Here is a 23918-nt window from a genome sequence, read left to right as displayed (position 1 = left end):
ACTGCTTACTTTAAGCGGTCTTTTTTCATTTTTAGCTTTGGCAGCACTTTCATATTGCTACAATATTTGATTTTTATTCAATAAATTTAAATATATTTGTGATTATCAAATAGTCATTCTTAAAAATACCCCATAATATTTAATAATTAAAACAACTATGAAACGAGCCATCCTACTATCCGCTTTTTTATTGTCTCAATTTGGGACATCGCAGCTTTTAAAAACCAACGGCCAAAAAATCGTTAACGACAAAGGTGAAAATGTACAACTGAGAGGTCTGGGTCTTGGAGGATGGATGCTTCAGGAAGGCTATATGCTGAAGACGGCAGATTTTGCCGGACCTCAATACAAAATCAAAGAAAAAATTGCTGAACTCATCGGAGAAGACGGAATGAATGAGTTTTACAAAGCATACCTTAAAAACGGCATTACCAAACAGGATATTGATTTTTTGAAGAAAGCCGGATTCAATTCGATAAGACTTCCGATGCACTACAATCTTTACACCTTACCTATTGAAAAAGAGCCTAAAAAAGGTCAAAATACCTGGCTGGAAGAAGGTTTTAAGATGACCGATGATCTTTTAAAATGGTGTGCCGACAATAAAATGTACCTGATCCTGGATCTTCACGCTGCTCCGGGCGGACAGGGAAATGACGTGAATATTTCCGACAATGACAAATCAAAACCTTCTCTTTGGGAAAGTGAGGAAAATCAGAAAAAAACAATTGCGTTATGGAAAAAACTGGCAGAAAGATATAAAGATGAGCCATGGATCGGAGGATATGATTTAATCAATGAACCCAACATCAATTTCACCGGAAAAAATCCGAACGGAACCGATGAAATGTCGAATGCACCACTTTGGAAGCTTCAGAAAGATATTACAGAAGCTATACGTACGGTTGATAAAAAGCACATCATCATCATTGAAGGAAACGGCTGGGGAAATAATTACAATGGACTTACGCCGCTTTGGGACAACAATATGGTTTTCAGCTTCCATAAGTACTGGAATTATACGGATGATGCTACGATTAAATTTGCATTGGATCTTCGTGAAAAGCACAATATCCCGATCTGGCTGGGCGAAACAGGTGAAAACTCAAATGTGTGGTTTACGGAGCTAATTCAGCTTTTGGATAAACACAACATCGGTTATGCATTCTGGCCAATGAAAAAAATAGATAATATTGCAGGAGTTACCAACGTAAAAATCACTCCCGAATATCAGAAATTGTTGAATTACTGGCAGAACGGCGGCGAAAAACCTTCGAAAGAATTTGCCAAAAAAGCGCTGATGCAGATTGCAGAAAACTATAAATTCAGCAATGTTGAGGTTAAAAATGATGTGATTGATGCGATGTTCAGGCAGACAACGGATGCTTCCACAAAACCTTTTAAAAATCTTCAGGCTCCCGGTAAAATTTTGGCAACCGATTATGATCTGGGAAGAATGGGTTCAGCTTACCTTGATAATGATTATGTGAATCTTTGGGTAAGTGATCCGGCGAAAAGATCCGAATGGAATTCCGGAAACCAGCTGAGAAATGATGGCGTCGACATTTATAAATCCAATACCAATGAGTATTACGTAGGAAAAACGGAAAGCGGAGAATGGCTTCAATATACCATTAACGCCAAAACCGACAAAACCTATACTTTCGATTTTAATTATGCAAGCAGCAATGCAGCAAATATCAGGATTGAAGATGCTTCAGGAAAACAATTATCTACTGTTTCATTAGCATCCACAGGCGGCAATGAGATCTGGAAAACCCTTTCTGTGAAAGGCATCAGCCTTAAAAAAGGAGAAAATAAAATCCGGATCTATTTCGAAAATGATGGTATAAACCTTAATTATTTTGAGGTGAAATAAGAAAAAATCTTAAATTGCAAATCCCTTTTAGTTATCTGAAAGGGATTTATTTTTTTAATTTTTTAACCGCAAAAGAAACAACAGATTTTAGCACTAATCTTTATTATACAATAGAATACATTAGCCAAAATTCCTGAGTTTATTATTTTGCAGAGCTTAAATAATCTAAAATATTAACACTATAAACTATCTTTTACCTCTTGCGGTAAATATCAAACAAAATATTATGAAAAAAATCGGGTTACTATTTGTTTTGATTTCGGCATTTGTTTTTGGCCAGCAATCTGTTTTAGAACAAAAAATCAACGCAATTATTAAAGATAAAAATGCTACGGTAGGAATTTCCGTTCTGGGCTTTGAAAATGGTTTTAAATACAATAAAAACGCCGACAAGAAACTCCCGATGCAAAGCGTTTTTAAATTTCATATTGCTGCAGCTGTCTTGGATTATGTTGATAAGGGAAAACTGTCACTGAATCAAAAAATCCTTTTAAATAATGCCAATTTACATGAAAATACCTGGTCGCCGCTTCGCGATAAATATCCGAAGGAAAATGTTGAAGTACCTCTAAGCGAAATCCTTGAATATACGGTCGCTAAAAGTGATAATAACGGCTGCGATATTCTACTTAAATTAATAGGAGGAACAAAAACGGTACAGAGATTTATGGATGCTAAAGGATTGAAAGGCTTTCATATAAAATTTAATGAAGCAGAAATGCATAAAGACTGGAATGCACAATATCAAAACTACAGTACCGCATCTTCCGCAACGGATGTTCTGAAAAAATTCTATGATGGAAAATTACTTTCAAAAAAATCTACGGATTATCTGATGAAAGTAATGCTTTCTACCTCTACCGGAAAAAATAAACTGATTGAACAACTTCCGGAAAATACACCCGTAGCGCGAAAAACGGGAGCTTCCGGAAAGAACAACGCAGGCTTAACGGGCGCTGAAAATGAAATTGCCATCGTTACTTTACCGAATGGCAAACATTATGCAATAGCTGTATTTGTCAGTAACTCAACGGAAACGAATGTGGTCAACTGCAAAATGATTTCGGATATATCAAAGTCGGTCTGGGATTATTTTAATAAGTAAAAATTTAACCTTAATTTTAAAACCGTTAAAATGAAAAAAATATTATTAACAATAGGGCTATTCAGCACAGTATTATTCTTTGCACAGAAAAACGAAAATTATCTTGTCGTGGGTTATCACAGCATTTGCTGCGGTACGCCTTCCGATAAGCCGGTAATGGATTTTATCAATACATTCAGGACCAAAAATAAAATAAAAAATTTTGAAGTTTACCGACAGAACGGACTGGGAAGAGAAGGAGAATTCAATCTGTATATCGGAACCGATACATTTTCTAAAACTCAGAAAATGCAGTTTGTAAACGGTCTGAAAGCAGCAATTGATGCCCAAAACAGAATGAAAAAGCCTAACCGAGACGGTAATGTAAGCTTTGACGAGACTGAAGTCATCAAAAAAGCCGATCTTTCAAACGCAAGAAATTTAACCCTAATCAAATAAAAATTAATTAACTAAATAAGGAAAAATGATCAGAAACATTGTCGTTATCGGAGCCGGAACCATGGGAAATGGTATTGCCCATACTTTTGCACAAAGTGGTTTTAAAGTAAACCTGGTAGATGTATCTCAGGAAGCTTTGGACAGAGGGCTGAAAACCATTACTACCAATCTCGACAGAATAATTGCAAAGGGAAACCTTACGGAAGAACAAAAAGCTGAAACATTAGGCAATATTAATACTTTCACTGCACTTCAGGATGCGGTGAGCTCTGCAGATCTTATCGTAGAAGCAGCAACGGAAAATCAGGAATTAAAACTAAAAATTTTCGGTCAGATGGATGAGTTTGCACCGGAAAACTGCATTCTGGCCACCAATACCTCTTCTATTTCCATTACGAAGATCGCGGCTGCCACCAAAAGAGCGGATAAAGTAATCGGGATGCACTTTATGAATCCTGTTCCTATCATGAAGCTTGTAGAGATCATCAAAGGATATTCTACTTCCAAAGAAACTTTTAATGCGATTTACGAAATGAGCAAAACGTTAGGAAAAGTTCCTGTAGAAGTTAATGATTATCCGGGATTTGTGGCTAACAGAATCCTTATGCCGATGATCAATGAATCTATCGAAACCTTATACAATGGTGTTGCCGGTGTTGAGGAAATTGATACGGTAATGAAATTGGGAATGGCTCATCCGATGGGACCGCTTCAATTGGCAGATTTCATCGGTCTTGATGTTTGTCTGGCAATCCTGAATGTAATGTACGATGGCTTTAAAAATCCGAAATATGCACCAAATCCATTATTGGTAAATATGGTGATGGCTGGAAAATTAGGGGTAAAATCAGGAGAAGGCTTCTATGATTATTCTGAAAGCAAGAAAGCTGAAAAAGTGGCGAAAATGTTTCGAAATAAGGAAAATGAATAGTGGATGATCAACTGTGCATTTTAATTGATTTGCGTTACAAAATTGATTAATTTCACCATCCATGAAATTTAAAGAACGAAATATTCAGATATCAATGATCATCATTACGTTAATGATGATCATTTTGCGTTTTTTACTGAACGAAAAAGGCAGAACCAACCCGGATTCTATTCGTTATATGAGGTTTGCCCATGTTTTTCCGACGATTGATAATACCACTACTCCTTTAGGTTATCCTGTAAGCATTAAGATTTTTACTTTTTTTGGGGCGGATGAATTCTGGAGCAGTAAAATTGTAGGGATTTCAGCCTTCCTGTTTATTCTTTTTTTTACCTGGAAAAAGAAATTCTTCTTTAAAGAATCTGTGGTTTTATGTGCACTTTTCAGCTTTCTGTCGATTTACTCCTATACGATGAGTGAAGCACTGATACTGCCTTTTGTGCTGCTATTTCTCTACACCTGTTCTTTAATTATTGAAGGCAGGCTGGAAAAAGGCAAAGCTGTTTTTTATCTTTCATTATCCTTAATTGCACTGTACAATATACGGTACAGTTCGCTTTTTATTATGGCCGGGACCGGACTTTTCGGATTGATTTTTTTGAAAAGAAAGTACTCGGCGGTCTTTATTATTTCAGGTTTGACCGGTGGTATATTCGTGGTTTTATATAAATTTTTATTCATTGATTATTTTAATCAAAACTACGTCAATGAATTTCTCGAAATCGGTCTACATCCTACTTCCAAGCTTTTGGTGGAGCTGTTTCAGGGGTTATGCACCACTTTTAATCCTTTCATTCATATTGCAAATCCGGGAGGAGGAATCATCAATTATGCGATCTATGGTATCGGGCTTTTAAACATCCTTTTGATATGCTGGTTATTTATCAGATATAAACTTTCTGAGATTGAATTTTTCTTTGTTTTCATCAGTACTTCGGGGATTGTCTGTTCCTATTTGATACAATATTTTTATTCTGTAAATCCTATTGATTACCGTTTAATGGCTCCGTTCAGCTTTGCAGTATGGCTGGTATATTTCAGAAAGCTTTTCCTTCTATTCAACAATAACGTATATGCGATCGGTTTTTTAAGTCTTGCTTCAGGAATGCTTTTCACCTGGTTATCCAAAGGCAATTACCTGGAAAACAGAAAGCAGATGAAACAGTTTTTACGATCAGAAAAACTGGATAAGGTACCTTTGAAATTCTATCTGGAAACTGCCGAAGATCTTGACAAAATACAGGTAGCGGAACTGATAAGCACCGTAAATCCGAATGTTACCCTGAGTTTTAAGCCGAAAGACACTTTAAGTAAAACAACATTAACGAGGCATAAAGTTTTGCAAAAAATAAAGATAGACAAGAACAAATACCAATAATTTTATTATCTTTGATTCAAAGTTAAAACATTAAAAAAATGAAATTACCAAAGTTTTTATTAGCAGATAATTCGGAATTTCCAGAAGATTTGTTCGTAGTTCACACAGAATATCCGAGATTCATCCTGAATGTTGAGGAGGAAGAAGTAGAATGGCTGGATGATCTTGAAGGTGATGATGAGGAAACTATGGCAGATGAAGCTACAAAAGTGGTAGAAGCTGCGTTTAAATGGTGTGATGAAGAGTTGGCTAAGTACGACGAAGAAGAGGAAGATTAATAACAATCTAAACATAAAAAAGGAACTCAGACGAGTTCCTTTCTTTTTATTTTATTCTGCCTTATTGAATTTTAACAGCAGGAGATTATCCTGATACAATTCAAGAACATTTCCTGTGATGACATATTTATTAGCTTTAGACATCATATCCATAAAGTTCTTTTCTACGCTCATATTCTCACAAGCCATTTTGGTAGAACCCATTTGGCTGGCAGAGAAATTACCTGTGGAAGGCTCTACTTTAGCTGTTCCGAAATAGTTGTTGCATCCCGTATTTCCATTGATCTTTTCACCATCAATATTCAGGGTAGGAATCTTTCCTTTCACATTTTCAGCCAAAGCCCATTTAGTACCGGAAAGTGAAGGCTGCGCCTTACCTACTTTTGAAGCAGAACCGGACATTGCTCCGCAGGAAACCAAAACCACTGCAGTACATAAACTTAAAAAAAGATTTTTCATTTTTTTCTTTTTGATTGAAATCAAATTTACGGAAATATTATTATTTAAAAAGGGTTGCAAAGATTTTATTATTCTTTTAACGGTAGTTTTCAATGAAAATTTTTAAGAATATATAGATGTAATCATCGTTTCTAAGGCAGCAGATCGTGATTTAGAATTTCTATTTATTACGAAATATTATTTTTATATTATGTTTTGGGTAAAACCAATGGCATTTGGTTGTAATAAAAAACGGGCTTCCTTCGACATGCTCAGGATAATAGCCCGTTTCTATTGATGTATTTAATCTTTATATTTAAAATAACAATTAGCCTCTCAATTCCGCATTGAATTCTTTCTGGAATGATTTGATAAGTGAATCCATTACTGCCGTAATTTCTTTCTCTTCAAGCGTTTTTTCCTCATTCAGGAGCTCAAAGCTCATAGCATAGGATTTTTTACCTTCCGGAAGATTTTTCCCCTCATATACATCAAACAGATTGATGTTTTTGATGTATGGAGATTTATTCTTTTTGGCGGTTTGATAAAGGTCTTCGTAATTTACATTCTTATCAATCAGTAATGCCAAATCTCTTCGGATTTTGTTGAATTTAGGAATGTCCTTAAATTTCAGATCATTGTCAGAGCGCAGTTTCTGGGCAAATTCAAGTTCGATTTCTGCATAAAAACATTCCTGATCAATATCAAAATCTTTCAGCATCTGAGCGGAAACTTTTCCTATTCTTACCAAAGCTTTACCGTCAACCTCGTAAGCCAGCGCATCGGAGAATCTTTCCTCTGAAAGAGCCACTTCTTTATAATCAATGGCTAATCTTTCCAGCAAAACTTTAACGTAAGCTTTCAAATTGTAAAAACTTGTTGCAGACTTCGGCTGCAGCCAGTTTTCAGCAACATCTCTTCCCGTAACAAGAATTCCAAGCTGCTTTCTTTCTTCGTATTTTTCTCTTTTATGATAGATTTTCCCAAATTCGAAGAATTTGATATCCTGATTTTTCCTGTTGATATTATAGATAGCATTCTGTAAGAGTCCTTCCAATAAAGACTTTCTCATGAATGCAAGATCACTGCTTAACGGATTTAACAATTTTACGGCGTCCTTCTCATCTTTCACCGAAGTTAATGAATTATTCATCACTTCGTTGAAGCCAAGGCTTTGCAATGTTCTTGCCCAGCTGTTTTCCAGCTCATCCTGATCTTTGGCATGAAGTTTAACCGGAGTAAAAGATATCTTTTGAGGAGCATCAATTTTATTGTAACCGTAAATTCTTAAAATCTCTTCGATGACGTCAATCTCTCTCGTCACATCTGCTCTGTAAGCCGGTACAGAAATTTCAAGTCCGTTCTGAATTTCATTTAAAACCTGAATATCAAGTGCCTTTAAGATTTCTTTTACTTTTTCCCTGTGAATTTTCGTCCCTAAAATTTGTTCGATTTTAGAAAATCTGATGATTACATAATTATCTTCAATTTTCTTAGGATATTCTTCCAGCAAATCACCTGCTAATTTTCCTTCAGCTAATTCCTGAATTAATTTAATGGCATGAGTAATGGCTGTTCTGGTAATGTTAGGATCTACCCCTCTTTCAAACCTGAAAGAAGCATCCGTATTCAACCCGTGGAATTTGGCACCTTTTCTTACGGCAACAGGATTAAAATAAGCACTTTCCAGGAAAATGGTTTTAGTTTCAGCGGAAACACCTGAATTGGCACCACCGAAAACTCCGGCAATACACATTGGATTGTCTTTTCCGTCTTTGATCATGATCTCAGAACCGTTCAGCGTTCTTTCCACACCGTCAAGAGTTGTGAATTTCGTTCCTTCTTTTACGGTTCCTACTTTTACGGTCTTATCTGCAATCTTATCTGCATCAAAAGCGTGCAACGGCTGTCCGAAACCGTGAAGAATGTAGTTGGTAATATCCACCACATTATTGATAGGGCTTAATCCGATCGCTTTCAGCCGGTCTTTCAGCCATGACGGAGACTCGCCTACTTTTACATTTTCAATTACTGCTCCGATATATCTGGGAGATAATTCCGCATCTTCCACTACCAATTTAAAATCGTGGGTTCCCTCATTGCTCAGCACAACAGAAGAAACTTTCTCAAAATCGGATTTTTGTTTGTTTGTAGAAAGATAAGCATGAAGGTCCCTTGCCACACCATAATGAGACATAGCATCGGTTCTGTTTGGCGTCAAACCGATTTCAAGAACTTCGTCATTTATAATTTCAAAATAGTCAGCGAATTTTTTTCCTACTTCAAACTTTTCTTCATCAAGCACCATAATTCCTCCGTGGTCATCACTTAATCCCAGTTCATCTTCCGCACAGATCATTCCCTGGGAAACTTCTCCCCTGATTTTGGCTTCTTTAATTTCAAAAAAGCTCCCGGATTTATCATAGATCTTTGTTCCGACTACTGCTACAGGAACCGTTTGTCCGGCTTCTACATTAGGAGCACCGCAAACAATATTTAATATTTTCCCGTTTCCAACGTCTACCGTTGTTTTTTTGAGCTTGTCTGCATTCGGATGCTTTTCGCAGGTTAATACTTTACCTACAACAATTCCTTCCAGGCTGCCTTTTATACTTTCAAATTTTTCTATCCCTTCAACTTCAAGACCTATATCCGTAAGGAACTCACCGATTCTTTCAGTTTTCAATTCCGTTTTGATAAAGTCTTTAAGCCAGTTATTCGATATTTTCATCTGATAATTTTTATTTTTTCTAAGCCAGATGTAATCTTACGGTTTCATCTGATATATTTGAAAAATTGAGTTGAATTTTAAGTTTACAAATGTCGTGTTTTTTTGAGAAACAGGGAAATTTATAACAAACTTTAAAGGTTTAATTTCTATACAAATTTTAATGTGCCCGCGAAATATTACCTAAGTTTATCAGTAGTTTTTTGAATAGGTCTTTTTTTCCGCAAGATATTCTGCCTTTGTTCCATTACCTGTTTTAAAAAGAGTTTTTACGGTTTTCATAAGCTTATCAGCGGTAGTGCTGGAAAGATAAGTTACAAAATGTAAATGCGGTCCTTTACTCCATCCCGTATTTCCGCTCAAACCAATTACGCTGCCCTTCTTTACCTGGTCTCCTATATTGACTTTCACTCCATTTTGTTTTAAGTGATAATACTGGGCAAATGTTCCGTCCGGATGCAAAATCGTTATATAATTGGCTTTATCTGCGCAGCTTTTCGTAGGACAGGAAAAATTATTATTGCTCACCAAATCTACTACTATTCCTTCCCGTGCTGCTACAATTTCTGTTCCCTCCGGCATGGTAAAATCCAAAGAATTTTCATTCTGGTGAGAAAATGAGCCGTTATATCCCTGAAAAACCGTGAAAGATTTACCAGTCTTAAAAGGAAGATCATACTGATAGTCTGAATCAAAATTTTTAATGGTTACATCTCCAATATACGTCATGTATCCGGGCATCTTTTTTATACTCCATTTTTTGGAATCATCAATTATAATAAAACTTGCCACTTTATTTTTAACTGATTTTGGAGGAAAAACCTGAGTCATTTTAAAAGGTTCAGGACTTTTCATATTTTCTACTTCCGGCTGGTGGACAAAAACAAATGATACAGGATAGATCTCCTGATTATCTGTGTAATAAGTGATGGTGTCTCCTTTTTTCTGATGGTAAATTTTAATATTTTGCGAAAACGAGATAAGAAACTGTAATAAAAGGATTAATGTTAAAATGTTTTTCATGGCAAAAATTGATTGTTCATTCACTAAAAAAGAGGCTTTGAAAAAATCAAAACCTCTTATATTTTATTTAAATTAATACTACAACCCGATTACCGGCATTGACAACATTAAGATACTTTCGTTTTCTTCGAGACCATCAAGAGGCTCGATGATTCCCGGTCTGTTAGGCTGGGACATTTTCATGGTGATATCGTCTGATCCAAGAATGGTAAGCATTTCCGTTAAGAATTTAGAACTGAACCCGATATTGATATCTTCACCGTTATAATCGCAAGGGATCTGCATGTCTGCTTTATTTGCATACTCGGTATCTTCCGCATGAAGATGAAGAATATTGGCGGATAATTTAAATCGTACCTGGTTGGTAGATTTGTTCGACATGATGGAAGCTCTTTTGATTGCTCCCAAAAGAAGATTTCTGTTGATCGTTAATACATTAGGGTTTTCTTTCGGAATTACTGCGGTATAGTTCGGATATTTTCCATCGATCAATCTACAGATCCAGGTATGTTTTCCGAAAGTAAATCTTGCCATATTCTCATTGAAATCGATCGTTACATCGTCATTTGAGCTTGCAAGAATATTTTTGAAAATGTTCAGCGGTTTTTTCGGCATGATGAATTCCATTGGTTCGGCATTCATCAGGTCATTTCTTTTATATACAACCAGTCTGTGGGAATCGGTAGAAACAAAATTGGTTTCATTTTCCCCGAACTGGAATAAAACTCCCGTCATCACAGGACGAAGAGAATCGTTGCTGGTTGCAAAAAGCGTGTTGGTAAGTGCTTCAGATAAAACTCCTGCAGACATGGTAACGCTTTGTGCGGCATCAAATTCCGGAAGCTCCGGATAGTCATCTGCATTATCCAACGCTACGGCAAAGTTATCTTTTTCATCTAAAATCTCAAGCTGACTTCCGGTACCTTCAGCATTATCTTTTACAACAAGCGTTAATGGCTGTTCTCCGTAGGTCTTGATAAAATCCTGAAAAATCTTTGCAGGAACGGCAAATTTACCGGTATCATCGGACTTTACTTCCAGAGAAGTAACAAGAGTCGTCTCGCCATCAGATGCTGTAATGGTAACCTGAGTTCCGTCTAATTCAAAAAGATAATTTTCTAAAATCGGTCTCGACTGAGAGCTTGATATTACGCCACTTACAGTTTGCAAAGCTTTCTGCAGTTCACCACTTGAAATAATAAATTTCATAGATTCAAAAATAAATTTTTACAAATATAATAAATAGAAAACAGATGGAAAAGAATAATCCTGAGAGTTATTAACAACCATCAAAAGATTCAGATTGTTTCCGTTTCTTTTCCGATATCAACAGTATCAAATTGATAATGACTAAAGATAAGCATTTTCTTCAAGCAAATAATTATATTTGCAAATATCTTTTCACTATGCGAAAACCGCCTCTTCATAACAGTTTTTTCAATGCTTTCCGCGGAGTTTTGATGATGGTGAAAAGTGAAAGGAATTTCCAGATAGAAACCGCCGCATTTTTTATTAATCTTTTTTTGATTTTTTACCTAAAACTTACTACAACTGATGCGGTTTTGATTATCATTATTTCCTCTGCCGTATTAGCTGCTGAAATCTTTAATACGGCTATTGAAAGGATTTGTGACATAATTCAACCTGAATTTGATAAGAGGATTGGTTTTATAAAAGATATTTCTGCCGGAGCAGTACTTCTTCTGGCCGTGGCATCAGTCATTACAGGAATTTTAATTTACTGGAAATATATTTAAACTTCGTTTTAATAAACTGTTTTTAACAGATATACTTCGAAGTTAGCTCATTATTATTCTTACATAAGATTATTTTCCGATATAAATGAAGCCTGACTTTCCTGATTCAAAAACACTTTCCACCCTTTTATAATCATCCACTTCATATTTATCGGCCTGTAGAATTTCTTCGTCTGTAACTTCAAACAATACCCCTTCCACTTCATCTTCCGGATTTCCTGAAAATTCCAGAATCGGATGATATTTTTGCTTGCTTTTCCGTAAGACTTCAGGATCTTTAATTTCCAGCATTTTAAGCTTGTAGCCTTTGAGAATGTCTTTTTGTCCTTGTAAAATTCTTCCGAAAGTTTCGATTTGGACTTGTTCTTTTTGCAGTGTTCCGTAGGAAAACAGATTAGGCATTGATGATTTTTTTAATTAAATTAAACCAATAAGATTTTGATTAAAAAGTTGAAGATTATTAAGATGCTTCGGCAGGCTCAGCACAACATTATTAATACCAATCGTTATTCTAATCAAATAATCAATCCAAAACTAATGTAATATTTTTATGTGATCCAATAATTTCAACTAAAATTTCAAATAAGGTTTGTCCGTTTCCATCCACCAGTTCATTTAGCTTTTGCTGAATTAATTTGGTATTAAAAGGCTTCCCTTGTCTGATTTTATTTTCGTAAAATTCCTTAGTCAGATTTAACCCTAAATTTTCTTTTGATTTTTGAGAATTTTTCCAGATAATTCCACCTTTAAATCCGTATAAAATATCATCGAAACCATCCAGTGTACCGACTTTCCATTCTTCATCCTTTAAGAAAAGCCGGGAAATTTCTTCATAGAAACCTTCCAGATTTGAAAAATGACTGCCATTAATGACAGTCATTTGTTTATTTGAATTATTATTCATTTATTTTTAACATTTTAAAGCCAAAGCTAATTGCTAAAAGCCAGCAACTTATTTAAAGTATTCCACTCCATTTTTAAAGATATTGTGATAATTTGCGGTCGGAATATTTTTCATCAAACCTTCTGCAAAACGTTCCGGGTGTCCCATTCTACCAAAGATTTTTCCGTCGGGACTTGTTATTCCTTCAATTCCGAACAAAGAATTATTTGGATTGAATGGCATTCCGTGAGCGATATTTCCTTCTAAATCTAAATACTGCGTTGCAATCTGTCCGTTTTCATATAATTTCTGAATTTCAGCTTCCGAAGCCATAAAACGACCTTCACCGTGAGAAATCGGGATGGTGTAAACCTGACCTTTCATTCCCTTTAACCAAGGCGATTCATCGTTCAGAACTTTTACATTGACCATCTGGGAAATATGTCTTCTGATCGCATTGTGAGCCAACGTTGGAGAATTTTCATCCAAATCTTTGATTCTTCCGTAAGGCAGTAATCCTGATTTCACCAACGCCTGGAAACCGTTACAGATTCCGATAATCATTCCGTCTCTGTCTAACAGTTCATGAACGGCGTTTCTCATTTTCTCGTTTTTCAAAACATTCACGATGAATTTTGCAGAACCATCCGGCTCGTCACCTGCAGAGAAACCTCCTGAGAAAGCTAAAATCTGAGAAGTTTTGATTTCTTTAACCCAGGCATCAATGCTTTCATCCAATAGCTGGTGATTGATATTGATTAAAGGTAAACTGCTGATTGCTGCTCCTTCTTTAGCGAAAGCATTCAGTGTATCGTACTCACAGTTGGTTCCCGGGAAAACCGGCGCGAATACTTTTGGCTGAGCGATTCCGTGCTTTTTAATGATAATATTTCTTGGATTGACTGAATTTAATTTTTCATCCAGTTCAACCGTAATTTTTCCTTTTTCAACCGTTGGAAAAAGATTTTCAAATGTATTGGTATTAGCTGCTAATAATTTGTTGATGGTTGTTGGCTGATTGTTGATCGTTAAAACTTCGTCTGAAACAACTTTACCAATCAATTGAAGATTTACAGAACTTACTTCTTCTTTAGATTCGATAATTAAGCTACCGATATTTTTAGCTAATAAAACGTTTTCATCAACTGTAATTTCAGCACCTAACCTGTTTCCGAAACTCATTTTTGCTAAAGCAACGGCAACTCCGCCTTCTTTCACTGTTTTTACAGAAATAATTTTTCCGGCTTTAATATTTTCGAAAATAAATTCATAAATACCTTTTAAAGCATCATAATCCGGAAGTCCGTTTTCCTGAGCGACATGATTGAAGAAGTATATTTTATTTCCTGCGTTTTTAAATTCAGGAGAGATGATATTCTTCTTTTCTCCGTTGGCACACGCGAAAGAAATCAATGTTGGCGGAACATTCAGATCCTGATACGTTCCACTCATTGAATCTTTCCCTCCGATGGCTGCCAAACCGAGGTTCATCTGTGCATCATAAGCTCCCAATAAAGAAGCCAGCGGCTTGCCCCATTTTTCAGGGCTCTGACCTAATTTTTCAAAATACTCCTGGAAACTTAATCTGATATTTTTATAGTCACCACCCATGGCTACGATTTTCGCAACACTTTCCACTACCGCATAAGAAGCTCCGAGCAAAGAATTCTGTTTTGAAATTTCAGCATCAAAACCCCAGCTTGCCAAAGAAACCGTTTCAATATCTTTTGCCCCGATAATTGGCAATGTCTGAACGCTTCCTTCCATCAGAGTCTGCTGATATTTTCCACCTAAAGGCATCGCAACCGTAGTCGCACCAATAGAAGAATCGAACATTTCCAGCAAACCTTTTTGAGAAGCAACATTTTTATCGCTTAATATTTTTAAGAAATTCTCTTCATTGAATGTCTGATTTTCTTCTTTTACTTCATTAAGGTGAGTAATTTTAACTTCCTGACTTTTTGAACAACCGTTGGTATCAAGAAATGCTCTTGAAAGATCAACAATTTTATCACCTTTCCAGAACATCTGCATTCTTCCGGAATCAGTTACTTTTGCAACCTCAACAGCCACAATGTTTTCAGCTTCACAGAACTTGATGAATTTTTCTTTATCTTTTGGTTCAACCACAACCGCCATTCTTTCCTGAGATTCGGAAATAGCAAGTTCGGTTCCATTCAAACCTTCATATTTTAAAGGTAAAACATCCAAATTAACTTCCAAAGAATCAGCGATTTCACCGATTGCAACGGAAACACCGCCGGCTCCGAAGTCATTCGATTTTTTAATCAATTTCGTTACCTCGGGATTTCTGAATAACCTCTGGATTTTACGTTCTTCAACGGCATTTCCTTTCTGAACTTCAGAACTCATCGTGTGGATGGACGTTTCGTCCTGTTCCTTTGAACTTCCGCTGGCTCCTCCTACTCCGTCACGACCTGTTGCCCCACCTAAAATGATGATAGAATCACCAGCTTCAGGTTTTTCACGTCTTACCCAATCCACAGGAACCGCACCGGCAACAAAACCAACTTCCATTCTTTTCGCTTTATAGCCTTCATCATAAATTTCAGAAACCATTGTAGTCGCAAGACCAATCTGGTTACCGTAAGAAGAATATCCGTTTGCAGCCTGCTTTGTGATTGTTTTTTGAGGTAATTTACCCGGCAATGTCTTATCCACTGGCTCAAGTACATCTGCCGCACCCGATAATCTCATCGCCTGGAAAACAAAAGAACGTCCGGATAAAGGATCTCTGATAGCGCCTCCCAAACACGTTGAAGCACCACCAAAAGGTTCGATTTCTGTTGGGTGATTGTGTGTTTCATTTTTGAATAATAAATACCACGGTTCTTTTTTACCATCGTATTCCGCTTCGATTTGAATCGTACAGGCATTGATCTCATCGGAAACTACCAAGTTCTCCAATTGACCTGTTTTATGGAAATATCGGGCGCAAACGGTTGCTAAATCCATTAAGGAAATAGGTTTTAATTCACGGCCGAGAAATTTTCTTTTTTCGATATAATCATTGAAAATTTTTTCCAATGTATGTTTAAACTGTCCTTCAAACTCAATGTCTGATAACTGTGTTTCAAAAGTTGTGTGACGACAATGGTCGCTCCAGTAGGTATCTAAAACTTTCAGTTCAGTTTCCGTAGGGTTTCTTTGTTCTGATTTAAAATATTCCTGAATGAATTTCAAATCATCCAGGCCTAATGCAAAACCGTGAGAATTATAAAATATTTCTAACTGCGCATCATCAAAATTGATAAAATTTTCGTGGATGATTACTTTTGAAGGTGTTTCTTCTGCAGGAATACCTAAAATGGTTAAATCTTTTTCCTGTGATTCAACCTTATTGATAAGAAGGTCTTTTATTTTAACCAAATCCGATTCTGAAATTCCTTCGAATTCTATTAATTTACCACTTCTTACTTTAGACTTTTCATTTTCAGTGAGCAACGCAATACACTGTTGGGCAGAATCTGCGCGCTGATCATACTGGCCAGGTAAAAATTCCATTCCGAAATAAATTCCTTTTGCCGGATTTTCTTCGTGCAGAATATCGGTTACGGGATCTACGAAGGTACTGTTGACTACTTTTTCAAATTCTCCGTCATTCAGTCCGAAGATATCGTACACATTGTACACTTTTACTTGCTGTACTTCGGATACTACTGCTTTTACTTCATCAAAAATTTTTGGACTTTCCACATCGAAAATTCCTCTTTTTTCTACGAAAATTCTTTTGTTTTGAGACATTAGATGTCAGATTTTATTAGATTTATTTTTTATTTCAAATTTTATGTGGCTGCACCGCCTTTTCATCTTACAAAGATAGCATTCCTACGGAATGCGTGCATTATTTAATTTTATTCCTACACAGATTTCATTCCTACGGAATGATATAATTTTCTAATGTGATTCCGTAGGAATCATAGCTGTGTAGAAAACCTGTTTAAATTAAATTTGCAGTCCGTAGGACTGCTATTTTCATTTCATTGGAAGTTTCAAAATAATTCTGCAATCACAAAATTATTTTTCTTCATCATAGAATTCAAACAAATATTCATTCTTAAATTCAATTTCAAAAACATTCAACATTTCAATATATTCTTCTTTGAAAGTTTTTTTTGAATGATGTTTTTCCTGGTTTAATACATAATTTACAACTTTATCTTTCTGACTTTTTGCATAAGAAAAAGCGCCATAACCTTCTTGCCAGGAAAATTTACCAAAACATAATTTCTTTTCATTAATAAAATTTGTAGACTCAATTTTAACCGTTTTAATTAATTCCGGAATTGTTATTTGCAAATTTTTATAACTAAAGAAAACATGAAGATGATCAGGATTTGCATAAATCGCTAATACTTTTTGTTTCTTATTGTTAAATATTCCACAAATATATTTTTCAATTTCAGCTCTAACTTCTGATTTAATTTTAATATTTCTTCCTTTTGTAGCAAAAACAACCTGAATATAAATTTGGGTATAGGTATTTGGCATATTTTATTTTCATCATTTTTGCAAAAATAGCATTCCTACGGAATTCATATCGTTTAAATCTTAATTCCTACACAGATTTCATTCCTACGGAATTAAACATTTTCAACATTTTTCATTTACTTAATTTATTCGGATGATCCGGATGTTCTTTCTGAAATTGCGCGGCTTCCTTCTTTTCATTTTCAAGCCATTTTTCAAAAGAAATCTTTTCATTATCATCATCCAACGCAAAAATGGTTTTGCCGTTTTCTGAGATTAGAAATTTAAAATCATACATCAATCCTGTTTCTACTTTTCTGTAATCATAGGTATTTACCTGATAAAACGGGAAATTTTCCTTTGGCCTTTCTACGATCTCAAAGAATAATTTCTTTTCATTTTCAGATAATTCTGTGTAATGATTAACATAATATAGTTCTGAAATTTTTTTGTTCTGCTTTTCGAAAAACTGAAGAATAGTCTTCTCTTTTTCATTGTATCTGAATGGATTCGGATAATATTTTCCGTCCACTTCAACCGTATTTTCAGATTTTGAAACAGGCTTTATAATTTCTCCTTTGAAATTCATCATACCCCATGTTCCTCCAACGATTGCTTTGTGCTCGTCTTCAGTTTTTTCCCAGTCACAGCCGTCACAAAAAGCAGCATATCCATAATTAAACGAAGATACAAAATCATGTTCAGGCTTAATGATAACCGTTCCGTTTCTGTCTACAAATCCCACTTTTCCATTTTTAACAAACCTTCTTACCCCTTCGGAGAAATAATCGGCTCCGTTGTCATAAAAGAAAGGTCTATAAAGGAAATTCCCCTTTCTGTCATAGACATATCCCCATGCATTTTTTTCCTGTTTCTCGTCTCGTTTTGGTCCGTCAAAATAAATGGTTTCTCCTTTTACCAATTCTCCGTCTTTCAAATAAGAAAAAATTTTGAACTGAGCCGGAACAATAATTTTACCATCCTGATTTTTCACCCCAACCAAAGAATCTTTTGATTTAAAATACTTTAAAATTTCTTTATCCTGGGAAAAAGAAAGTATAGGCATTAATAAAATGGCTAAAAGTATTTTTTTCATATGGATTATTTGGTGTGATTAAAATAAAATATGCAGCCCAAAAGACTGCATATTGTATTATACTTTAAGATCAGCCTCCAATCCGATCAGATCTTTATTCTGGTCGATAATCGGCTGTACTTCGTTTTTGATAAATTCCTCTGTCTGGATGGGGGCAAAACCGATGAAATTCTTCGGATCAAGCACTTCTTTTAATTTCGACTTATCCAGTTTTAATGAATGGTCATTCAGGATTCTTTCGATAAGATCGTTTTCTTTTCCTTCCACTTTCACCTGCTTGGAAGCTTCCATAGAATGAACCCTGATTACTTCGTGGATTTCCTGACGGTCGCCACCAGCTTTCACTTCTTCCATGATGATATATTCTGTCGCCATAAAAGGAAGCTCTTCCATAATATGTTTGTTGATTCTGTTCGGATACACTACAATTCCGTTCATGATATTATTCCAGATTAATAGAATTGCATCAACTGCCAAGAACGCCTGAGGAATCGTTAATCTCTTGTTAGCAGAATCATCCAGTGTTCTTTCAAACCATTGTGTTGAAGCTACCATTGCAGAACTTGTTGTAAGAGACATCACATATTTTGCCAATGCTCCGATTCTTTCGCTTCTCATCGGATTACGTTTGTACGCCATTGCAGACGAACCGATCTGGTTTTTCTCAAATGGTTCTTCAATTTCTTTAAGGTTCTGAAGCAAACGTAAATCGTTGGTGAATTTATGGGCAGATTGAGCAATATTTCCTAATAAAGCAACTACTTTAGCATCAATTTTTCTATCGTAAGTCTGTCCGGAAACTCCGAAAACTTTTTCAAAACCGAATCTTTTGGACAATTCTTTGTCTAAATGCTTAACTTTAGAGTAATCACCATTAAAAAGCTCAAGGAAACTTGCTGCCGTTCCGGTGGTTCCTTTCACTCCTCTGAATCGTAATGTTTCCAGGAAGAAATCAAGCTCTTCGATATCCAGCACTAAACTTTGCAGCCAAAGCGTTGCTCTTTTTCCGACAGTAGTAAGCTGAGCAGGCTGGAAATGGGTAAATCCTAAAGTCGGTAAATCTTTATATTGAATAGCAAAATCTGCTAAATTCTTCATTACGTTAACCAACTTTTTCTTTAAAATTAAAAGTCCGTCACGAATCTGAATTAAATCTGTATTATCTCCTACAAACGCCGAAGTTGCTCCCAAGTGAATAATTCCTTTGGCTGAAGGTGCCACATCACCATAAGCGTGGACGTGAGCCATTACATCATGACGGAATTTTTTCTCATATTCAGCTGCTTTTTCGTAATCGATATTTTCTGCATTGGCTTTCAACTCAGCAATTTGCTCGTCTGTGATTTCAAGGCCAAGGTCTTTTTCGATTTCAGCAAGGGCAATCCAAAGCTTTCTCCAGTTCTGGAATTTATTGTTGTGAGAGAAGTTAAACAACATTTCTTCGCTGGAATAGCGTTCTTCCAATGGATTTTTGTAGGAATTCATTCTTTCTTTTACTTTTTAGCTATGCAAAAATAGGGTTTTTCCTTGAGAGTTGAAAATCGTTTTTTGCGACTGAATCATGTTACAAAATATCAAATGAATAAGAATTAAATAATAAAAGCCACTCCTGAGAATGGCTTTGTGTTTATTAATGATAAATTACTACATCATTTTTCTTAATCTGATATCCTTTTTTCTTGTAAGGAATTAATACATAACTATCTTTAATTGCCTTTCCGCTTTTCCACACTTTGCTTTTGCCTTGTCTTTCAAGGATAATACTTTTTGCGGCGCCGTCCGGAATAAATATTTCTGCTTTTTTCATGTTTTTGCTGAAAATAACAGCAGTCATTGAAGCGTAACCTTTATCGGAATCTACTTCTTTGAGCTTGATTTTTTGTTCAAAAACGCGTACACATTCATTTCTTATCTGGGAATACGTATAGCCTGCTGAGCCAATACATCCGTGAACATCTCTGTCATTTCCTACAACCGGAGTCTTTTTTTGAGCCGGCATTAAGGAAAAAAGAAACATCAAACTGAATAAGATTGTTTTTTTCATATGTTTTACTTTAAAGTTTTCTGGTGGTTTAATCTTACTCTAATATACAAAAAAGTCACTCAATTTGAGTGACTTAAAGTTTATTTTGTCCAGTTGATTTTTGAATGTTTCACATCTTCAGAACTTGTTCCGATCATGATATCAAATTCTCCCGGCTCCCAGTCGTATTTCAGGTCTCCGTTGTAGAATTTCAGATTTTCCGGACTGATGTTAAAGGTAACCTTTTTAGATTCTCCTTTTTTAAGCATTACTTTCTGGAATCCTTTCAATTCTTTTACCGGTCTTGTAATACTTCCTACCATATCTCTGATGTAAAGCTGTACAACCTCTGCCCCATCAAAATTTCCGGAATTCGTAACTGTTACCGAGGCCTGAATGGTTTGATTTCCTTTTGGATTGGCGTTGGAAACCGTAACATCAGAATAGTTGAATTTTGTATAGCTCAACCCATATCCGAAAGGATATAGCGGTGTATTACACTCATCCATATAATTGGAACGGAATCTTTGGTATTCGCATTTGTCAACTAATTTCTGATCCAACGGTCTTCCCGTATTTTTTGCATTATAATAAATAGGCACCTGTCCTAAGCTTCTCGGGAAGGTCATCGGCAGTTTTCCTGAAGGATTTACTTTTCCGAAAAGAACGTCTGCAATGGCATTTCCTGCTTCAGAACCCGGGAACCATGCATTAAGAATAGCATCCGGAGCATCTTTAACATTTGTAAGAGCCAGCGGGCGGCCAGTGAAAAGAACCATTGCAATAGGCTTTCCTGTTTTTTTCAATTCGTTTAATAAATCTACCTGAGACTGCGGAATGGTGATTTCCGTTCTTGAAGAAGATTCCCCGCTCATTTCGGCAGATTCCCCGATAGCAAGAACGATTACATCTGCATTGTTGGCTACTTCAACAGCCTCTTTCAATAAAGCTTCTTTCGAACGATTGTCTCTGTCTGTCTTCTTACCGTGAGCCGCATAGATTTCTTCCAGCTTTGCATTGTCATCAATATTAGCTCCTTTTGCAGAAATGAATTTCACATTTTTACCGTAATTCGCCTGAAGTCCCTGTACCAGATTAACCGACTTGTCATGCTTTGCCGCAACACTCCATGTTCCGGTCATATTGATGGCATTATTTACCAGTGGTCCGATTACCGCCACTGTTCCGGTAGCTTTTAAAGGCAACGTCTGGTTTTCATTTTTTAATAAAACCATAGACTGGGCAGCAGCATTTCTGGCAATATTCCTGTTTTCCTGGCTGAAAACTTCTTTAGCTGCTAATTTAGCATCTCCATGTTTGTAAGGATTATCGAACAGTCCAAGATCATATTTAGCTTCGAGAACTCTTCTGGCTGCCATATCGATTTCTGACTGGGTAACTTTTCCTTCAGACAGGGACTTTTTAAGTGTCGTTAAAAATCCTTCGCCTACCATATCCATATCCACACCCGCTTTCAGCGCCAGTGCAGAAACCTGCTGAAGATCTCCCATTCCGTGATCCACCATTTCGTTGATCCCGGTATAGTCGGTCACTACAAACCCTTTGAATTTCCACTGATTTCTCAATACTTCGGTCTGAAGCCATCTGTTTCCGGTAGCCGGAACACCATCCACTTCATTAAATGAAGCCATTACAGAAGCTACTCCTGCGTCTACAGCTGCTTTATAAGGAGGGAAATATTCATTGAACATTCTCACGTGACTCATATCAACCGTATTGTAATCTCTACCCGCTTCTCCGGCACCGTATAATGCAAAATGCTTTACACATGCTAAAATAGTATTTCCAGAAGAAAGATCTTTGCCCTGATATCCGTACACCATATTTTTAGCAATCTCGCTTCCTAAGTACGGATCTTCACCGGAACCTTCGGATACTCTTCCCCATCTTGGTTCGCGGGAAATGTCCACCATTGGAGAAAATGTCCAGTTGATTCCGTCTGATGAAGCTTCTTTGGCAGCCACTCTTGCAGATTGCTGAACGAGGTTCATATCCCATGAAGAGGCAAGACCTAAAGGAATCGGGAAAGTGGTTTCATATCCGTGGATCACATCCATTCCGAAGATCAATGGAATTTTGAGGCGGCTGTTTTCAACGGCTACTTTCTGAACCGCTTTGATTTTGTCAGCTCCTTTTATATTGAATAGTCCTCCAACTAATCCCTGCTCGATTTTCTTACCAATATCAGAACTTTTTGCCAGACCTGTGGTAAAATCACCTGAACTCGGCAAATTCAGCTGTCCAATTTTTTCATCCAAAGTCATTTTTGACAAAAGATTATCTACAAAAGCTTTCTTTTTAGCCTGATACTGAGCCGTCTGATAAGACTGGACAGGCTGAGATACCATTTCCTGTGCAGAAAATACAGGAGCTAATGCCAACATGGCGATTACAATTAACTTTTTACTCATAACTTCTTCATTATTTTAAGGAATTCGTGAATCTTCGATTTCATAAATCTATCTTCTTTAATTATAGTTTCTTTTTATTTCGTTTATTTTAAACGCGAAGCCCGCAAAAATTTTTCTTTACAATGACCTGTATATTTTCGTTTGCAAAGGCATTTAACCCAGCAAAGATTTGCTTAAAATATTTCCAGATTATTTTTCTTTTCTTTTTGACAGCATCCATTCATACAATTTAGGATTTGAATAGGTTGAATCCCATGAATTATGGTTGTCATTCGGGAAGATTGTTAATTCTGCAGACGGATTTACCGGGTGGAGTTTTTGGTAAAAATTAAATGCATTTTCCGGTAATACGACATCGTCCATTCCGCCATGGAATATTTTCATATTTAAATTTTTGTACTGATCAATGTTGGCATACATCACTCTGTCCGTAGGCGCGCAAACAGAAACTACTGCTGCAAACATTTCGGGATGTTCCATTGCCAATTTCAGGGTTCCCCAACCTCCCATAGAAAGTCCCGTAAGATAAATTCTGGAAGCATCGATATTATATTTTGCCTGAATTTCTTTGATCAGAGCGTATACAGTAACCGTATCCCACCATGTATTTTCAGGACATTGAGGAGCCAAGATGGCTACAGGTTCCTTGATCAGGTTTTTGTAGGTGAAAGGACTGTGCGCTTTTACTTTTTCCAGATCATTGCCTCTTTCACCGGATCCATGTAGAAATACAATTAGCGGAACATTTCCTTTTGCATTCTGAGGATAATCGAGAATGTAGGAAATCTTTTCCTGTCTTTTAATTTCTTTATTTAATTCTGCTTTAATTTCCTGGGCATTTGCTTTTATGAAAAACAAAACCGGGAGTAGCAAAGCGTATTTTAGTTTACATTTCATCTGAAATTTCTATTTTGGATTCCCAATTTAACTATTTCTTTTTAATTAGCCCCGATTGTAGCATTTGTCTGAGCTCATTTTTTGGGTTTCTGGGGGGGGGGGGGGGGGGGGGGGCGCGCCCCCACAAAAAAAAAGGGGGGG

Annotated in this window: 20 protein-coding genes; 7 read left to right on the top strand and 13 right to left on the bottom strand. The window is 36.3% G+C overall.

Annotated elements, in window-relative coordinates:
* Positions 1–157 precede the first annotated feature (157 nt).
* The 6 genes from U9K52_RS16605 (at position 158) to U9K52_RS16580 (ending at position 6009) form a co-directional block, all read left to right on the top strand.
* Entirely contained in the window at positions 158–1879 is a 1722-nt protein-coding gene (locus tag U9K52_RS16605) for a cellulase family glycosylhydrolase (RefSeq protein ID WP_322927417.1), read from the top strand.
* A 226-nt stretch (positions 1880–2105) separates the two neighbouring features.
* Positions 2106–2984 carry a CGA/CIA family class A beta-lactamase gene (gene bla-A, locus U9K52_RS16600; RefSeq protein ID WP_322927416.1) on the top strand — a complete coding sequence of 293 codons (879 nt, stop codon included), beginning with the start codon at positions 2106–2108 and terminating at the stop codon, positions 2982–2984.
* 30 nt (positions 2985–3014) lie between these two features.
* Positions 3015–3422 (top strand): hypothetical protein, encoded by a 408-nt coding sequence (locus U9K52_RS16595; RefSeq protein WP_263602779.1) that lies wholly within the window; start codon positions 3015–3017, stop codon positions 3420–3422.
* Between the two features lie 28 nt (positions 3423–3450).
* Positions 3451–4353 carry a 3-hydroxybutyryl-CoA dehydrogenase gene (locus U9K52_RS16590; RefSeq protein WP_323673812.1) on the top strand — a complete coding sequence of 301 codons (903 nt, stop codon included), beginning with the start codon at positions 3451–3453 and terminating at the stop codon, positions 4351–4353.
* A 61-nt stretch (positions 4354–4414) separates the two neighbouring features.
* Complete coding sequence (locus U9K52_RS16585) at positions 4415–5731, top strand: hypothetical protein (protein ID WP_322927414.1); 1317 nt, start codon at positions 4415–4417, stop codon at positions 5729–5731.
* A gap of 38 nt (positions 5732–5769) precedes the next feature.
* Positions 5770–6009 (top strand): hypothetical protein, encoded by a 240-nt coding sequence (locus U9K52_RS16580; RefSeq protein ID WP_002977986.1) that lies wholly within the window; start codon positions 5770–5772, stop codon positions 6007–6009.
* 51 nt (positions 6010–6060) lie between these two features.
* Here the strand turns inward: U9K52_RS16580 and U9K52_RS16575 are convergent, their stop codons facing one another.
* The 4 genes from U9K52_RS16575 to dnaN all read right to left on the bottom strand — a co-directional run bounded on the left by U9K52_RS16575 (position 6061) and on the right by dnaN (position 11407).
* The gene (locus U9K52_RS16575; protein WP_263602775.1) at positions 6061–6468 is read right to left on the bottom strand and encodes an META domain-containing protein; all 408 of its coding nucleotides are present in this window, start codon (positions 6466–6468) and stop codon (positions 6061–6063) included.
* Positions 6469–6775: 307 nt separating this feature from the next.
* Positions 6776–9178, bottom strand: a complete 2403-nt coding sequence (gene pheT / locus U9K52_RS16570) for a phenylalanine--tRNA ligase subunit beta (RefSeq protein ID WP_322927401.1) — start codon at positions 9176–9178, stop codon at positions 6776–6778.
* A 189-nt stretch (positions 9179–9367) separates the two neighbouring features.
* Positions 9368–10198 (bottom strand): M23 family metallopeptidase, encoded by an 831-nt coding sequence (locus tag U9K52_RS16565; RefSeq protein WP_322927400.1) that lies wholly within the window; start codon positions 10196–10198, stop codon positions 9368–9370.
* 78 nt (positions 10199–10276) lie between these two features.
* Complete coding sequence (dnaN, locus tag U9K52_RS16560) at positions 10277–11407, bottom strand: DNA polymerase III subunit beta (RefSeq protein ID WP_169230932.1); 1131 nt, start codon at positions 11405–11407, stop codon at positions 10277–10279.
* Positions 11408–11604: 197 nt separating this feature from the next.
* On the opposite strand from dnaN, the gene U9K52_RS16555 reads away from it, so the two are divergent.
* The gene (locus U9K52_RS16555; RefSeq protein WP_248393913.1) at positions 11605–11955 is read left to right on the top strand and encodes a diacylglycerol kinase family protein; all 351 of its coding nucleotides are present in this window, start codon (positions 11605–11607) and stop codon (positions 11953–11955) included.
* A gap of 69 nt (positions 11956–12024) precedes the next feature.
* Here the strand turns inward: U9K52_RS16555 and U9K52_RS16550 are convergent, their stop codons facing one another.
* From U9K52_RS16550 to U9K52_RS16510, 9 genes are all read right to left on the bottom strand, one after another.
* Positions 12025–12357, bottom strand: coding sequence for a gamma-glutamylcyclotransferase family protein (locus U9K52_RS16550; protein WP_322927398.1), 333 nt, complete (start codon positions 12355–12357; stop codon positions 12025–12027).
* 121 nt (positions 12358–12478) lie between these two features.
* Positions 12479–12859: a ribonuclease inhibitor gene (locus tag U9K52_RS16545; protein WP_248393915.1), complete on the bottom strand. Its 381-nt coding sequence runs from the start codon at positions 12857–12859 to the stop codon at positions 12479–12481.
* Positions 12860–12907: 48 nt separating this feature from the next.
* Positions 12908–16603, bottom strand: a complete 3696-nt coding sequence (locus U9K52_RS16540) for a phosphoribosylformylglycinamidine synthase (RefSeq protein WP_322927397.1) — start codon at positions 16601–16603, stop codon at positions 12908–12910.
* Positions 16604–16876: 273 nt separating this feature from the next.
* Entirely contained in the window at positions 16877–17350 is a 474-nt protein-coding gene (locus U9K52_RS16535) for a transposase (protein WP_322927396.1), read from the bottom strand.
* Between the two features lie 112 nt (positions 17351–17462).
* The gene (locus tag U9K52_RS16530) at positions 17463–18425 is read right to left on the bottom strand and encodes a WG repeat-containing protein (protein ID WP_322927395.1); all 963 of its coding nucleotides are present in this window, start codon (positions 18423–18425) and stop codon (positions 17463–17465) included.
* 57 nt (positions 18426–18482) lie between these two features.
* The gene (purB, locus tag U9K52_RS16525; RefSeq protein WP_248393920.1) at positions 18483–19910 is read right to left on the bottom strand and encodes an adenylosuccinate lyase; all 1428 of its coding nucleotides are present in this window, start codon (positions 19908–19910) and stop codon (positions 18483–18485) included.
* Between the two features lie 145 nt (positions 19911–20055).
* On the bottom strand, positions 20056–20469 hold the full coding sequence (locus U9K52_RS16520) for a hypothetical protein (RefSeq protein WP_248393922.1): 414 nt from the start codon (positions 20467–20469) through the stop codon (positions 20056–20058).
* 80 nt (positions 20470–20549) lie between these two features.
* Entirely contained in the window at positions 20550–22880 is a 2331-nt protein-coding gene (gene bglX, locus U9K52_RS16515; protein WP_263602766.1) for a beta-glucosidase BglX, read from the bottom strand.
* 189 nt (positions 22881–23069) lie between these two features.
* Positions 23070–23777: a prolyl oligopeptidase family serine peptidase gene (locus U9K52_RS16510; RefSeq protein WP_248393926.1), complete on the bottom strand. Its 708-nt coding sequence runs from the start codon at positions 23775–23777 to the stop codon at positions 23070–23072.
* Positions 23778–23918 lie beyond the last annotated feature (141 nt).

The organism is Chryseobacterium sp. MHB01 (assembly GCF_034651565.1).
GTDB lineage: Bacteria > Bacteroidota > Bacteroidia > Flavobacteriales > Weeksellaceae > Chryseobacterium > Chryseobacterium nepalense.
This window is presented reverse-complemented; position numbering and strand designations above follow the sequence as displayed.

Excerpts from the sequence above, each read along its gene's own strand:
- U9K52_RS16520 (WP_248393922.1), bottom strand. The coding sequence starts at position 20,469 with ATGAAAAAAACAATCTTATTCAGTTTGATGTTTCTTTTTTCCTTAATG.
- bglX (WP_263602766.1), bottom strand. The coding sequence starts at position 22,880 with ATGAGTAAAAAGTTAATTGTAATCGCCATGTTGGCATTAGCTCCTGTA.
- U9K52_RS16545 (WP_248393915.1), bottom strand. The coding sequence starts at position 12,859 with ATGAATAATAATTCAAATAAACAAATGACTGTCATTAATGGCAGTCAT.
- U9K52_RS16530 (WP_322927395.1), bottom strand. The coding sequence starts at position 18,425 with ATGAAAAAAATACTTTTAGCCATTTTATTAATGCCTATACTTTCTTTT.
- U9K52_RS16585 (WP_322927414.1), top strand. The coding sequence starts at position 4,415 with ATGAAATTTAAAGAACGAAATATTCAGATATCAATGATCATCATTACG.
- U9K52_RS16605 (WP_322927417.1), top strand. The coding sequence starts at position 158 with ATGAAACGAGCCATCCTACTATCCGCTTTTTTATTGTCTCAATTTGGG.
- U9K52_RS16550 (WP_322927398.1), bottom strand. The coding sequence starts at position 12,357 with ATGCCTAATCTGTTTTCCTACGGAACACTGCAAAAAGAACAAGTCCAA.
- pheT (WP_322927401.1), bottom strand. The coding sequence starts at position 9,178 with ATGAAAATATCGAATAACTGGCTTAAAGACTTTATCAAAACGGAATTG.
- U9K52_RS16555 (WP_248393913.1), top strand. The coding sequence starts at position 11,605 with ATGCGAAAACCGCCTCTTCATAACAGTTTTTTCAATGCTTTCCGCGGA.
- U9K52_RS16510 (WP_248393926.1), bottom strand. The coding sequence starts at position 23,777 with ATGAAATGTAAACTAAAATACGCTTTGCTACTCCCGGTTTTGTTTTTC.
- U9K52_RS16565 (WP_322927400.1), bottom strand. The coding sequence starts at position 10,198 with ATGAAAAACATTTTAACATTAATCCTTTTATTACAGTTTCTTATCTCG.
- U9K52_RS16535 (WP_322927396.1), bottom strand. The coding sequence starts at position 17,350 with ATGCCAAATACCTATACCCAAATTTATATTCAGGTTGTTTTTGCTACA.
- U9K52_RS16580 (WP_002977986.1), top strand. The coding sequence starts at position 5,770 with ATGAAATTACCAAAGTTTTTATTAGCAGATAATTCGGAATTTCCAGAA.
- U9K52_RS16540 (WP_322927397.1), bottom strand. The coding sequence starts at position 16,603 with ATGTCTCAAAACAAAAGAATTTTCGTAGAAAAAAGAGGAATTTTCGAT.
- U9K52_RS16575 (WP_263602775.1), bottom strand. The coding sequence starts at position 6,468 with ATGAAAAATCTTTTTTTAAGTTTATGTACTGCAGTGGTTTTGGTTTCC.
- U9K52_RS16595 (WP_263602779.1), top strand. The coding sequence starts at position 3,015 with ATGAAAAAAATATTATTAACAATAGGGCTATTCAGCACAGTATTATTC.
- dnaN (WP_169230932.1), bottom strand. The coding sequence starts at position 11,407 with ATGAAATTTATTATTTCAAGTGGTGAACTGCAGAAAGCTTTGCAAACT.
- purB (WP_248393920.1), bottom strand. The coding sequence starts at position 19,910 with ATGAATTCCTACAAAAATCCATTGGAAGAACGCTATTCCAGCGAAGAA.
- bla-A (WP_322927416.1), top strand. The coding sequence starts at position 2,106 with ATGAAAAAAATCGGGTTACTATTTGTTTTGATTTCGGCATTTGTTTTT.